Source organism: Actinoplanes auranticolor (assembly GCF_018332655.1).
GTDB classification, from domain to species: Bacteria; Actinomycetota; Actinomycetes; order Mycobacteriales; family Micromonosporaceae; genus Actinoplanes; species Actinoplanes auranticolor.
On sequence record NZ_BOQL01000039.1, the window covers coordinates 45740 to 58841 of the forward strand.

A 13102-nucleotide genomic window follows, 5' to 3' on the forward strand; every position below is an offset into this window, starting at 1 on the left:
AACAGGGTCACGAGATGCTCCGCACAGTGATCGGGGCGCCGGGCACCGCGCGGGGACCAGGCACCGGAGGAGAGAAGGGGTCGACGGCGCCAGCCAAGGCCGCCGCGACGGCCGGCCCGTCCAGCAGCGCGGCTTCGACACCGAGTCCGGACAAGGCCCGCACCGCGGCATCGGCCGCGTGCTCGCCGGTGACGACCGCCACGACCTGGCGGCGCAGCGGATCCCGCTCGGCGTCGAGATCGAGCAGGAACGCGGCGTAGTCGTCGGCGGCAGTCTGCAACGCCGGGTGTGGCAGCCGCGGCGCGACATCCGCGGTCGTCTGCGCGTACACGGTCAAGTCGTGCCGTTGCGCGGCCACGAGCAGTTGCGCCGGACCGGTCAGCGAGTTGAGGAACCGGCCGAACCCGTCCAGCAGCGCACCTTGCTCGCTGCCGGTGCGCAAGTGGATGTTCGTGGTCCCGCAGGCGATCAGCACCTTGGCGCTGCCTTCGCTGGTGAGCACCCCGGCCGGGCTGATGCTCGTGACCGGGGAGCGCAGCGGCGCGGGAACGCTCAGCGTGCCGGCCACGGTCACGACCGAGCTGACCCGTGCCGGGCCGGGGGCGAGGGTACGCGGACTGCGTGCGAACGCAAAGCCGTGCCGCAGCCACACGTCCAGCGGCTGGCCGTCACGTCGGCCGATCGCGACGACCACGGCCACGGCGAACACGATGATCCCGGCGATACCCCACGCCACCGGCGGGATCAGCGGTCCGTAGGTGCGGTAGCAGCCGAACCCGATCAGGGCAGTGCCGCCGACGATGGCGAGCTGCCGGAAGGTCAGCCCGAACGCGATACGGTCCGGCTCGTTGACATCGGCCGGAACCGCAGCGCGGGGAGTGGTGCCCTGCTTGGTCATCGCCCACCCCGCAGCAGCGGCACGCGGCGAGTGATGCCTTGGATGAACACAGCGCGCACCAGGACTCCGCCGATGTTCGGTGATCCTCTGCGGGTCACGAACCGGCTCATCATCGAGGGAATCTTGACGGTGACCCACAGCACGCCGGCGACCAACAGCAGATTCAACGTGTCCGAGCCCGGCAGGCCGAGCAAGATCGGCAGGTTCGCATCAGGGCCGATCAGCAGATCGATGCCGGTCGAGAACCCGACAGCTTGCAGCACCGGTGTGGCCAGACAGCCCAGCAGGGTGCGCCACCACAGGTCGGCTGCGCCCTGCGTCCACGGGGTGGCGTAGCAGGCCAAGGCCACGGGTGCGACTCCGGCGAGGATCAGCAACACGCCGATCCGGGTGAGCCAGGTCCCGACGAGCATGAACATCAGCACGACGATCAGCAGGCCGACAATCGCCACCAGCAGCGCGGAACCTTCGTCGGACAGCGCCGCGGTGATGCGGGCTTTGACGAAGGTGATCGTCTCGGTGGTCGGCGCGGTCGTCCCGGTCATCGACACGGTCAGCGCGTTGGCGATGCTGATCAGCTCGCCGGTCAGCGGCACCGAGAACCCGGACAGCACGAACCCGACGACCAGTCGAGGAATCAGTTCCTTGATGCCGTAGCGCATCTGGATCGAGTCACCGATCATGGTGGCGACGCCGACGGCGATGATGGCGAGAATGAAGCAGGCGTTGACGACCAGGGCGCTTTCGCCGGCGATCGACGTGACCTGCGGCAGGACGGTGACGTCCGGCGATACGAACAGCGACGAGGCCAGTAGGGCCAGCAGCCCGCTGAGAAGGTCGACGACCTTCTCAGCGAGCCAGCTGACCAGGCCATCCATGAGCCAGTCCGTCATGGTGATCAGCCGCCGAGGATGCCCTGCAGCACCTGCAGGATCGCCGGGGACAGCACCGCGAGGGCGTAGCCGATCAATGCGGACTTGAAGTTGCCCTTGGCCTGCTCGGCCTGGGCCGGGTCACCTCCGGCGGACATGTAGCGCAAGGCGCCGACGGTCAGGAACAGCGTCGCGACCAGCGCGATGATGCCCATGATCCAGCCGGTGAGGCCGTCGATGACCTGTGGGATGGTCTTCGGGGCCGCGAGCGGCTGCACGGCAGCCGCGGCGGCGAAGTCGGACAGAAGGATGAGGCTGGTGTGCATCGCGGCGCTCCACAGGAGTTCTGCGGGGCCGCCGCGGTGGGGACCGGGCGAAGAAACGTGCTGGTCCGGTTGGGGGCGCTCCTCCCTTGCGTGGGGCAAAGGGTGTGCGGTGTCAGTACGCCGCGCCAGCCGTGCCGGACCATCGGGCCTCGCCCGAAGAGTGGTCCCCACCGGGCGGGCATGCCGTGGACGACATGCACTGCTCAGATCCGGGCTGTCAGGTCGATCGAACTCGTCGAACTCCTGTCACGCCCTGACGAGATGCTTCACGACTGCATGCCGCCGGCCGGGCGGCCACGGAACGAGAACGGAGAGCGGAAAGAAGGCCGCACCAGGCGGGACGCCCGGTGCGGCCTTCATGTCGCGACGGCCAAGCTCTCAGGCCGCCGCCTCGTCGGCGTTGACGGTGAACCGGGATGGGCCGGACAGGTCGCCGCGCGTCACCGCGGCCGCCACGACTCGTTCGGCGCGGCGGCGGCGCATCCGCAGCGCGGAAGCAGTGGTGCCGTGCTCGGCGGCGAGGTGTTCGATCAGCGCGTCGCCGAAGCGGGTGGCGCTGATCAGCTCGGCGGCGTCGTCGCTGATCAGCCCGGCGGCGGCTGCCCGGCCGAGCAACAGGTCCGGGTGCCCGTAGGGCCAGCGCGGAGTGCGTGACCCGGTGGAGAAGTCCAGCGGCAGTTCCTCGCCGTCCTGATCCTTGATCACTGAGGCTCCGGCACGCCAGGCCGTCCAGCACATCCGCAGCCATAGCCGCGGACTCTCGAGATCCGTGGTGCGCAGGGCCTGCAAAAACCCGGCCAGCACTTCGGAGTCGATGTCATCGGCGAACCGCGGCCGCCCGTGACTGATCTTCGCGGCGAGGTGGATCAGGGCGGGCAGCGCGACGCCGATCGCGCCGACCACCCACGCCGGTCCCCATTCACGAGCGTGGCGAGCGAGCTGGCGCCACAGGACGTCGGTGGTGTGGCTGTCGTACCGCTCGTAGACCAGCAGGGTGCGCAGCCGGTCCAGCGGCATCGTCGTGTTCGGAAGGCCCGGCACGGGCCGGGCGTCGAACACCAACGGCGCCGGTTCGACGGTCAGCAGCGAAAATGCCTTCTCCGCGCAGGTCAACGCCGTGTCCGACGTTCTCGTACGGATAGTCGTCGCCATCATTCAGGTCCCCTCGGCGGGGAGCGCTTCGCGGGGTGCGAACGCTCCGAGGCCCCGATTGGGACAGCCCGGCCTGACACCAGAAGCAACTGTCAGCCTCCGGCAGGTCGTGACCGGTCCGGACAGATCCGCCACCTGTCCGGCCGGCGCTCCACTTCTGTCAGGTCGCCGGGATGACCGGTGCTGACAGGACGGGGCCGAGTTCGATCGGCCTGACAGAAGCGCACTGGGGATCGTCAGTACGCCCGCCGGTCCGGGGGCCACCACACCCATGACGGACAGAAAACACCAGCAGGCGCCGGTCCCCGTCGGGGACATGGTGTCCGGCGACCCGCCCGTGCCGATCACCGTGTGGCCGGTGCCCGCCCCGAAGACGGGCGAGACCATGTCCAACGCGATGGGCGTGCGTCTGGTCCATAACCTCACCCACCCGTCCGATCTGATCACCGACCTCACCGCCGGGCCGCAACTGGCCCGCGCGATCATCGCCGCCCACCGCCGCAGCCACCTCCAAGACGCCCGGCCGCTCAGCTGGGACTGGCACACCGCGACCCTGATCGTCACCGGCTGGCCCCCCAACCAGCCCACAGAACCCGGCGACTTCTTCAACCGCTGCCACGCAAGCCTCGTACCCGGCGGATGCGTGGCCGTCCTACTCCCCCACGGCGACGTCGTCCTCCCGGTAGACGTCATCACCGCGGCCAAGAAGGCCGGGCTGGCGTACTTGCAGCACATCGTGGCGGCCGACCGACCGCCCCGCCGGGGCAGCCACACCCAGCTCGACATCCACACCGACGTGCTGATCCTGACCCGCAGCACGGCGCAGCACGGAGGTCGAGATGGCTGAGGACACGATGCCCGTCACCTCGGTATGGCTGACCTGTCAGCAACCCGCTCGTGATCAGCGCCGGGGCCGCTACGTCCCGCAGACCTCCACCCACCCGGGCAAGATGCTGCCCCACCTGGCCGCCCACGCGATCAGCTCGTTCACTGCACCGGGTGACCTGGTGTTCGATCCGATGTGCGGCTCCGGCACCACGTTGGTCGAAGCCATGCATCTGGGCCGCGACGCCATCGGGATCGACATCGAGCCCCGCTTCGCGGCACTGGCCGAACAGAACGTGGCTTTGGCCTCGTCGCAGGGCGCGGCCGGCACCGCGAAGATCGTCACCGGGGACGCCACCAGGCTGCTCGACCTGGTCCCGGCGTCCGCGGTCGGACAGGTGGGACTCGTGCTCACCTCACCGCCGTACGGGCGCGGGACTCACGGGCTCGTGCAGGCGGACAGCACCGGGGTACGCAAGCGGGACCACCTGTACGGGGACCGGGAACGCGGCAACCTCGCCTATGCGGGATGGTCCCGCTTGCTCGACGGCTTCGCGACAATCCTGACCGCCTCGTACGAACTGCTGCGTCCCGGCGGGACTGTGGTGATCACCTGCCGACCGGTACGCCGCCAACGGGACGACCTCATCGACCTACCTGGCGAACTCCTCGCCGTCGCACAGTCAGCGGGACTGGCCCCGGTACAGCGGTGCGCCGCGATGCTCGCTGCTGTCCGCGACGGGCAGATCGTGCACCGCGCCTCCATGTTCGGGCTGATGGCCGTGCGTCGAGCCCGCGCCGAAGGCGTTCCCGTGCACCTGATCGCGCACGAGGATGTCCTGGTCCTACGACGCTGCTAGCGGCCGGCAACCCCGCAGGTTGGCCGACCGTTTGAGCAGTTCAGCCACCGTTTCGCGCCGAGCGACCGAACCACCATGCCGCGCCTGACACGAAGCCGGACACCTGACGGTCATGAGGTGGATGCCGCGGCCCGCGCAGGTATGACCTGTTGTGGTCCGGTGATCCGGTCCTGACAGGTGTTGCGGAGCCGAACGCGGGACCTGCCAGACATCACGGAGGCCGAACCTGGAACCTGACACGCCTCCGCACCGCGCGCCGGCACACAGGTCCGGTCTCACCGGTTACCGGCTGCCCGCCGATGACCGGTGGGGCCGCCGGCGCCGGCGGCGACGGAGCGGGACCCGCCGAGTGCGCGGAGTCCTCAGATACGTCCCGGAGCCGGTACCGCTAAGCCTCGGTCGTGCAGCGGGACAGCCGGCTACGGGAAGTCCCGCTGACCGTGACTCCGCCCGGGTCCCGCTCGATTGGGCGGGACTCTGACAGAGGATGCAGGACTCGCGTGCTGTCAGGTCCTGCCAGACCGGCCGATCTGACAGCCCGGTACCGGAAACCAGCTGTCCCCCTACGCTGAAGGTTCTCTTTCTTACTTCTGTGCCCTGATCCCTTGCCCTGCGCGACGGCATCGCGCCCACCATCACGGTCGGCCGCCGCCGCCAGTCTCGGGACCTGGCACCTCGTACCGCTGACGCCCTCCGCCCGCGCGCTGAGGGCGCGATAACCCACACCCTTTCCCGGCGGTCACCACCTGGTGGCCGCCTTCTTGCTGTCCGCAGGAGGACGACATGCTCAAACGCAGCTGGTACCTGCCCGACACCGACTGGATCTCCCAGCTCCCCGGCGCTCCCAAGCTCGACAAGGACGGCCAAGCCGTCATCGCACGGCTTGCCGAGATGCTCAGCCACCGGTTCCCCGGCGACCCGGCCCTCACCGTCGCCGCGACGCACGTGGTCCTGCTGGCCGCCGACTACCTCGGCGACACCACGAGCCACCACACCAGGTGCCACGACCTCACTGAGGTAGCCCGGCTGATCTGCGGTCTCAACCTGGTGCAGGCGCATCTGACACAGACGATCCAGCGCATCGCGATGAACACCGACGCCCGCGCGTACCCCGGCACCGTCGAGGTACCGGCCGAGCTCCTGCGAGCCGTCACCGACAGCCTCAGCACCGCCGGCGTCAACAGCGAACTACTCGCCGCTCACCTCAAAGAGGCCCACCTACTGCTGCGCCGCCGTGAGCAGTAGCCAGTACCGACAACCCGGCCGGGACCGCCTCGACGGCCTATCGGAACAGATCCTTTCATCAACGCGTTGGTGGGCCTGTCCGCCGCGGTGCTCGACGTCCGCGGCTGGCTCATCGGGCACGCCGCGAAGGCAGGCAACCAGCGCGACTGGTCCCGCCGCCCGGTCCATCCTCGCCGCGCACGCCGTCCGCACCCCGCTCCCGCCGTCGCGGACACCGGACGAACACCTGCCCGGCTCGGACGGACCACCTTCGCCCACGCGATGGCCAGGCTCACCGCCGCCCGGCGCCGCGCCATCCGGCTGCGCTACCTCGACGGCTACCCGTGCGACGCCGCCGCCCGGCTCCTGGGCCGCAGTACCGAAGCAGTCCGCGACCTGGCACGTCGTGGCTTGCGCCGCCTCCGAGCGGCCTTTCCTCGTCGCCAGGTGCGGCATGGATTTCCCCTCAGACCTCAGCGAAAGGCTCAGTGATGACGCTGTTCCACATCGCCGTCTACCACAACACCGACAGCCGGTTCTTCCCGTACGAGCCCGGCCACGCTCTCACCATGGTCCTGTCCCACTGGCGAATCTGCCCGCCGAGACCAGTCCAAAGGACATCGCCGGCTGGGCCTACCGGGTGTTCAACGCCGACCTCGATGACCTGCAGAGCCGTCGGGGGCGGGCCGGCGGTGGCGAGCTGGACTTCCTGCTGGCCTGCACCTACCGGCTGCTGGGACGGCGTTCTCTGTCGACCGGTGACGTCATCGCCGTCACCCGCGAGGAGACCACCACGTTCCTGGCGTGCGAAGTCACCGGGTGGCGACCGGTCCCCCGCCCGGAGAACCGCACCGGGCAGGCACTGACCTCCGCGACCATCTACGACCACCTGAGCCGAGGCAGGCATGCGTGACCACCCGTGCCACCAGCACCGTCCGGGACGCCACACCGACGCCTGCCTGACCGGTGACTGCGGGTTCTGCGGCACCAGCCTCACCGATGTCGCCTCCGGCGAATGCCGCGCCTGCCTGCGGATCATCTGCGAGCAATGCGACGCGGACTATCAGCCCGACCTCGGACCGATCTGCCAGCCCTGTACACCGTCGGCGCCCACAAGCTCGGCCACCGACGACGGCGAGGAGCTTCACCGGCTGTGCGTGTTCGAGCTCGACCTGGCCTGCGGCCACCTCGTCACCGTCGCCCTGACCGGCTGGTACCCCGTCGGGGTGTCCTGCTGCGACCGGCTCGGCGGCACTGTCCTGCGCGGCGTCTACGTGCCGTACGCCTCCGACATCGATTACGTCAGGGTGCTGTCTGAGCGCTACGAGCTGCGACCCACGGGGACCCCGCGCGGCTCCATGCAGGTGATCGGCCGGCGGCCCCGCACCGACCGGCCGTATCGCTCCCGGTATCCCGGTATGGACGGCTCGTCCGGGCGTTACCCGGCGCGCGTCGGCGCGACCTGGAGCCTCGACGGCTCGATCGCGCTACCCGAGAGCACCTGACCCGAGGCTGCCGTACACGGCGGCACGAACACCAGAGCGGCCCGTCTTCGGCGGGCCGTCGTCGTATCCGGAACCCGGGACGCCTCGCCTGGAAAACGTCCCGGGTTTCTCCATCGGAATGGAGGAACCCAGTGTTCACCCCACCCCTCGTGATCGCCACCCTCGTGGCGGCCACGCTCGGAGCCGCCCTTGGCTCCGTAATGACCCGTCTGGCGACCCGGCTTGCCGTCAATCGGCTGCGCGCCGAACTGGCCGACGCCGTGCGGCAGCTCACCCACGACTCGCTCACCGGCCTCTACAACCGCACCGGCCTGCGAACGATCCACACCGCCGTAGTCGCCTCCGGCGACCCCCAACCGATCGTCGTCATCCTCATCGATCTCGACCTGTTCAAAGAGGCCAATGACACTTACGGCCACGACGCCGGGGACGAACTGCTTCGAGCCGCCGCCGACCGGATCGGACAGCTCGCCGCGCTGGTCGGCGGCCACGCCGCGCGCCTGTCCGGCGACGAATTCGCGGCCATCATCCCGCTCGGCCAACACCGGCCCGCCAGCCTGGCCGAACTGTTCACCAGCGTCATCGCCGAGCCGGTAAAGATCCCGACAGACAACGGGCCGGTGACCGTCACGATCACCGCAAGCCTCGGGGTCGCCATCACCTCCAGCACCGAGCTGCTGGAAGGTGTCGCGCTGCGCCGCGCCGACATGGCCATGTACCACGCCAAACAACGAGGTGGGAACCAGCACGTACTCCACCAGCCCGGCATGACGATGCCCGGCCGCCGGCCACGCCGCGGCCCGCGCCTGCGCGACCGGCGCCGTAACTCGAGCGGGAACGCGGATTGAACCTCGCGATCCCGCTACGGCGAAGTTCAGGCTTCGGCCGGCTCCCGGGAGCGGGCGCGGCATGACGGAGGCCTCCCTTGCAGAGGTGCCTCTGCCTTGGCGAGTGGAGCTTTTGTCGGAGGCTCTCTCTACAATTTGTTCGCACGACTATGCCGGGTTTGTGGATCTTCGAGGGGGTTGATCATGGTGTCGGCTGTCCACGTAGCAGAAGTCAACCCCGATGACTACGGCGATGGGGTGCTCTACCTGCCCCTCGGGATCGAGTTGCGCCCGCGTGAGAAGAACGACTGGGGGCATGCGGATCGGCCGCGCCTGAAAGAGCAAGTGGCCGCCGACCGCCCGCACGGGGTGTCGGGCGGGAAGCTGGTGTGCCTGCTGTGCCTGAAAGACCCGGAGCGGGGACTGCGGTGGATGACGTTCGTGGACAGCGGCCGGCAGGGGCAGCTCTTCCGGCACGAGACCGGCGACTGGTCGCACGCGGAGCATGTGCCTGAGTCGGACACCCACAAGGCCCTGAAGGAGCGGAAGGCGGCGACCTGGTCAGAGGCGGGCGCCCGCTCGGTGGTGACGGAGGAGTGGCGGCCGAAAGCGAAGAAGCGGCCGGATGTCTTCGCGGTCGGGGGAAAGTTGACCGTGGCCGGGGAGGTGCAGCACACGCAGATTACGCCGAGCGCGGTGGGCCGCCGACAGAAGGCCCTCGCTACGGCTGGAGATCGGGTGGTGTGGACGACGGACCGGAATGCGAACAACGTGGCGTGGCTGCGCAGGGTACCGCACCTGGCCGTGCCCGCCCTGGACGACTACCGACTGTACCGGCAGGTCGACACGCCTCTTCTAAACGTGGTGACGGGGTGGACGTACTTCGAGGCGCAGCGGTGCGGGTGGGCTGACCTGTGGCGGCGGAACTCCAGCCGGTGCCCGGAGTCGGGGAAGTTGGTGCCGTGCGGGAAGCTGCACCTGTACCCGACGCTCAACCCGGCGGAGTACCGACCGGACTCCGACGCGCGGTTCCCACACGGGTCGACGATGCACCTGGACCACATGTTAGAGGGGATCCTGAACGGGACATGGGTGCCGTACCGGCCGCCGCGGCGGGATCAGGTGGTGTGGGTTCCCGCGGTTCGAGTCGAGCAGGTAGTCGCCGAGCGTGGTCCCAGCGGGGACGCGGAGCAGCCGGCGCCTGGGCGGCGGTCACGGCGGGAGGAGGCGAGCCGGTCGTGCGACGTGGGGGTAGTCCCGGTGCCGCGACCGCCGGTGGTGATCGAAGAGATGTTGCCGGAACCGGAGCCAATGTGCTGCGGCCTCAAATTCCCCCAGTTCGCGGGCAGGTCAGTCCGCTCCGAGTGCAGGATGTGTGCAAGCTCGCCCACCTGGTACCGGCTCAACGAGGCGGCCGGTTTCCTGACCTGAGGAGCTGGTTCGCTGGCTGGTGAAGCCGCATGTTCGATAGCAATAGCAACGGGACGTCGGACTGCCATGGGCACGCACTTCGCTCACGCTGGTACCCCACAGGTTCTGGACGGTGGCTAGCTTGTGCGCTGTGCCATCTCATCTACTTGCAGTTACTTGGATCCGGTGAGCACCATCATCATCATCACCAGCATGCGTAGGGGCATGGGCTCGCGCGTCGTAGGCGTATCGCGGCTGCGGCCCGCCATGCGGGGCCTGGTCGACCTGGAGGCAACAGTGACCGCCGCCCCTTATGACGGGGGGCGCGAGACGCTGGCTAAGATCGTTTGTGAGTCTTGTTACCGAGGTGCTGTACTCATCTCGGTAACAAGACCAACTTACGCCGAGTCGCCCCTTCCGATGCTGCCGGGAGTCTCGGGTCTCTCCTCAACAGTTGCCCCGTCTACTTCGTTGCCTTCGGCGTTATCGCTACCGCCGCGTTTCCACGCTCTGATAAGCGTTTCCGCGCGCCGCGTGGGCTCCGCCGAAGGAACGAAAATGACCAGGGCGATAAGGAGGACGACGGCAAGCGCGATCCACGCGTTCACCAGATCTTCCTTCACTCGATATGGTTCTTCGCCCGGTATGCGGCGCCGTCAACAAGCTGGCGCCGATGCGACCTGACGCCGATCAACACGAAGCAGGCATAGTCAAACTTGTCAAACCAGCTTCGGTGCTCTACCAGTTCCCCCATCCATTCCTCGATGTATCGCCCCTGATGAAGCAAGGGCATGAGTCGCAAAGCAAGCCGGATCATGCCGACAGGAACGCTGTGGTGCCAACGCGTCTCCACTCCGACGCAGACCTTCTCAGTTGAGACGGCGTTCGTGCCCTGCTGCAATTCGGACGCCCTCTCAAGCGCTCGCAACAACAGCGCCTGCATGGCAAGAACGCGCTCGTCGAGCTTCCTAACGCTACCCGGTCCCCTGCGGATCGTCCTGTTGAATGCGCGGTCTAGGTCCCCCCTTAAGCCGCGGCTATTCCCCCTGATTGCGTGTACTAGGCGCCTCAGTTCCCAGTCCTCGGCAGCGCCGACATCAACAGCCTTCTCCATGGCGTCCACCAGCCGCGCCAGCTGGTTCGCGCCGTCACAGGCGGCCATCAAGTGTGAAGCATGAGCCTTCCGGTAAGTAAGCTGCAAGCTCGCCGCGATGGAGTTCGCCCGCCCCAAGACGCCAACTACATCGCTGACGCCCTTCTGTTCCATTAAATTGCACCCCCAGCCAATCCCGGTCGCATCGCTTGAAGCCGTGCGCGCCGCTCATCGGCTTGCTCTACGAGTACCCTGGCGGATTCCGCGCCTTGCGTACTTAGCGAGTAGTACCGGCGGCGAGGCCTTCCCCGTTCTTGCGGGTTGATGTCCTCCCACCTGCTGTCAAGCCATCCGAGTCCTTCCAGTCGTGCCAGAATTGGATGGATGGTCCCGCTTGCCAACCCTGCAGCTGCACATATCTCAGTCCCGTACATCTCCCCCGTAGAACTGTCGAGCAGGGCGCGCAGGACCGCGACCGTTTGTGGGGTCCCTTTCGGTCCATTTGCGTTTGCCGCCATGGGAAGAAGCCTAGTCGGAGGCCTAGGTAGAGTGCAACTTAGCTGGTCACGTTGCTTCCTTTCGGAATCAACAAACTGCGTGCGAATGAAGAGTAACTGAGTGTGTTCAGAAGACTGACAGCGCTACGCGTGCCCTGACCCGCATATGTCGATCTAGCGATGCATGAGCCCCTCGCCTGAAGCGGCCTGGCGGATCAGCTTACGAGGTCGCATCAAGGGACTGATTGCGCCGGACGATCCCACCCCAGACCTGTAAGCGAAGGGTCGAGTGGGCAGATGCATCTGCGCCTGCGGCACGTACTGGTTCTACCGGTTCAACGAATACGTGAACTGGGCCGGCGGACACGACAATCTGACGTCCTGGTACACCCGCCTGAGCCCGGCCGAAGGCGCGACTCTCGCGCACACAGACCGCACCACCACGGACCTCGGCTACCTCCGTCAACGGCCCAGCTGGATGGATGATCGAGACGGCGTAAGGGTGGTTCCCGGCGCACCCGACCACCCCGCGTCCTAGGCACACGTCACAGCCCGTGCGGAGGGCGCCAGTGTCACTGAACCCATCGGCGTTCTCGAAACCGGGGTAGTACGGCCAGGCGTGACCTGCTAGCGCCCGAGCCGTACGGCTGTCCGCGCGGGACAGCGGTTGGCGCCGCCGGTCCGTTACGGTGGGCTTTCCTCTTGTCTAGGCACGTTCGGAGTTGATCTGTGGCAGAGCCGACCGGTGAGGCCCGCCCAGATTTCTTCCCGGAGCTGGAGGGCTTGCAACGAGACGCGGCGGTCCTGGCCGGCCGGTTCGAGGCCGCCGAGGCTGCGGTGAGCGAGGCGTCGGGTCGCGACCCGTCCGAGAAGGTACGCGTGGTGCTGGCGACGCTCGGCCGGATCGCCTCCGTGGAGGTCGACCCGCAGTGGCAGTCGCGGATCCGCCCCGGCGACCTGTCCCCCGCTGTGCTGGCCGCCTATCAGGACGCCGGCAGCCGGCGCTTGGAGACCTGGGCAGCAGAGATCGGCCGGACGGACATCCGCCCCGGTCCACACGATCAAGGCTCCGTGCTGGGCGGTGACGCGCCGGCCGCACCGCCGGAGGCGGGGTTAGGTCCGGCCGGCGAGTCGTCGCACGAGTCGATCCGCCGGTTGTGGTCGCTGCTGCAGGACGCGACCGACCGGCTTGACGATGTGGTTCGGGCGGCGGCGGCCCGCAGCGAGACGGTCATGACCGGTCGTGATCCGGGTGGGCACGTCACCGCGTCCTTGACTGGCGGCGGCGAGCTGACCGACCTGAGCATCGACGAGGCATGGGCCGCTGCTGCCGGCGCCCGCGAGCTCGGCACGTCACTGACCGCAGCGGTCATCGACGGGTACGCCGCGGTGGACCGTAGCGCTCAGGAGGCCACGGGCCAGTGGCCGTTCCCCGACCTCGACCGGATCAGCGGCAGCCCGACCGCGCTGCTGGCGACGCTGGGCCTGCCGTCGATTCCCGACACCGATCCGAAGGGGTAGTCATGCCACCCACCGAGCAGCAGATCCAGGCCGCGATCCAGGCCCTGCGCAAGGACGCTGACACCTGGGCTGCCGGTAAGGACAAGCTGGTC

General features: G+C 68.2%; 15 protein-coding genes. 9 read left to right on the top strand and 6 right to left on the bottom strand.

What is annotated here, in order from left to right; all coding sequences use genetic code 11:
- Positions 1–7: 7 nt before the first annotated feature.
- The 4 genes from Aau02nite_RS24535 to Aau02nite_RS24550 all read right to left on the bottom strand — a co-directional run bounded on the left by Aau02nite_RS24535 (position 8) and on the right by Aau02nite_RS24550 (position 3251).
- Complete coding sequence (locus tag Aau02nite_RS24535) at positions 8–898, bottom strand: PrgI family protein (RefSeq protein ID WP_212990910.1); 891 nt, start codon at positions 896–898, stop codon at positions 8–10.
- Entirely contained in the window at positions 895–1791 is an 897-nt protein-coding gene (locus tag Aau02nite_RS24540; RefSeq protein WP_212990911.1) for a conjugal transfer protein TrbL family protein, read from the bottom strand. The genes Aau02nite_RS24535 and Aau02nite_RS24540 overlap by 4 nt, the downstream gene beginning before the upstream one ends.
- 5 nt (positions 1792–1796) lie before the next feature.
- The gene (locus Aau02nite_RS24545) at positions 1797–2096 is read right to left on the bottom strand and encodes a pilin (protein WP_212990912.1); all 300 of its coding nucleotides are present in this window, start codon (positions 2094–2096) and stop codon (positions 1797–1799) included.
- Between the two features lie 378 nt (positions 2097–2474).
- The gene (locus Aau02nite_RS24550) at positions 2475–3251 is read right to left on the bottom strand and encodes a hypothetical protein (RefSeq protein WP_246595409.1); all 777 of its coding nucleotides are present in this window, start codon (positions 3249–3251) and stop codon (positions 2475–2477) included.
- Positions 3252–3519: 268 nt separating this feature from the next.
- Here Aau02nite_RS24550 and Aau02nite_RS24555 point away from each other — a divergent pair, with 268 nt between their 5' ends.
- The 8 genes from Aau02nite_RS24555 to Aau02nite_RS24590 all read left to right on the top strand — a co-directional run bounded on the left by Aau02nite_RS24555 (position 3520) and on the right by Aau02nite_RS24590 (position 9920).
- Positions 3520–4095: a hypothetical protein gene (locus Aau02nite_RS24555; RefSeq protein ID WP_246595410.1), complete on the top strand. Its 576-nt coding sequence runs from the start codon at positions 3520–3522 to the stop codon at positions 4093–4095.
- Positions 4088–4933 carry a TRM11 family SAM-dependent methyltransferase gene (locus Aau02nite_RS24560; protein WP_212990913.1) on the top strand — a complete coding sequence of 282 codons (846 nt, stop codon included), beginning with the start codon at positions 4088–4090 and terminating at the stop codon, positions 4931–4933. Before Aau02nite_RS24555 ends, Aau02nite_RS24560 begins: the two co-directional genes overlap by 8 nt.
- A 783-nt stretch (positions 4934–5716) precedes the next feature.
- Complete coding sequence (locus Aau02nite_RS24565; protein WP_212990914.1) at positions 5717–6178, top strand: hypothetical protein; 462 nt, start codon at positions 5717–5719, stop codon at positions 6176–6178.
- Positions 6179–6439: 261 nt separating this feature from the next.
- Entirely contained in the window at positions 6440–6649 is a 210-nt protein-coding gene (locus Aau02nite_RS47890; RefSeq protein WP_369076755.1) for a sigma factor-like helix-turn-helix DNA-binding protein, read from the top strand.
- Between the two features lie 148 nt (positions 6650–6797).
- Complete coding sequence (locus tag Aau02nite_RS24575; protein WP_212990916.1) at positions 6798–7070, top strand: hypothetical protein; 273 nt, start codon at positions 6798–6800, stop codon at positions 7068–7070.
- Positions 7063–7662, top strand: a complete 600-nt coding sequence (locus Aau02nite_RS24580) for a hypothetical protein (protein WP_212990917.1) — start codon at positions 7063–7065, stop codon at positions 7660–7662. Before Aau02nite_RS24575 ends, Aau02nite_RS24580 begins: the two co-directional genes overlap by 8 nt.
- Positions 7663–7811: 149 nt before the next feature.
- Positions 7812–8510, top strand: coding sequence for a GGDEF domain-containing protein (locus Aau02nite_RS24585; RefSeq protein WP_212990918.1), 699 nt, complete (start codon positions 7812–7814; stop codon positions 8508–8510).
- Positions 8511–8693: 183 nt separating this feature from the next.
- On the top strand, positions 8694–9920 hold the full coding sequence (locus Aau02nite_RS24590; RefSeq protein ID WP_212990919.1) for a competence protein CoiA family protein: 1227 nt from the start codon (positions 8694–8696) through the stop codon (positions 9918–9920).
- A 598-nt stretch (positions 9921–10518) separates the two neighbouring features.
- Here Aau02nite_RS24590 and Aau02nite_RS24595 read toward each other — a convergent pair.
- Both Aau02nite_RS24595 and Aau02nite_RS24600 read right to left on the bottom strand, forming a co-directional pair.
- Positions 10519–11166 carry a hypothetical protein gene (locus Aau02nite_RS24595; RefSeq protein ID WP_212990920.1) on the bottom strand — a complete coding sequence of 216 codons (648 nt, stop codon included), beginning with the start codon at positions 11164–11166 and terminating at the stop codon, positions 10519–10521.
- Positions 11166–11510: a PadR family transcriptional regulator gene (locus tag Aau02nite_RS24600; RefSeq protein WP_212990921.1), complete on the bottom strand. Its 345-nt coding sequence runs from the start codon at positions 11508–11510 to the stop codon at positions 11166–11168. The genes Aau02nite_RS24595 and Aau02nite_RS24600 overlap by 1 nt, the downstream gene beginning before the upstream one ends.
- A 708-nt stretch (positions 11511–12218) precedes the next feature.
- Here Aau02nite_RS24600 and Aau02nite_RS24605 point away from each other — a divergent pair.
- Entirely contained in the window at positions 12219–13010 is a 792-nt protein-coding gene (locus tag Aau02nite_RS24605; protein ID WP_212990922.1) for a YbaB/EbfC family nucleoid-associated protein, read from the top strand.
- Positions 13011–13102: the final 92 nt, after the last annotated feature.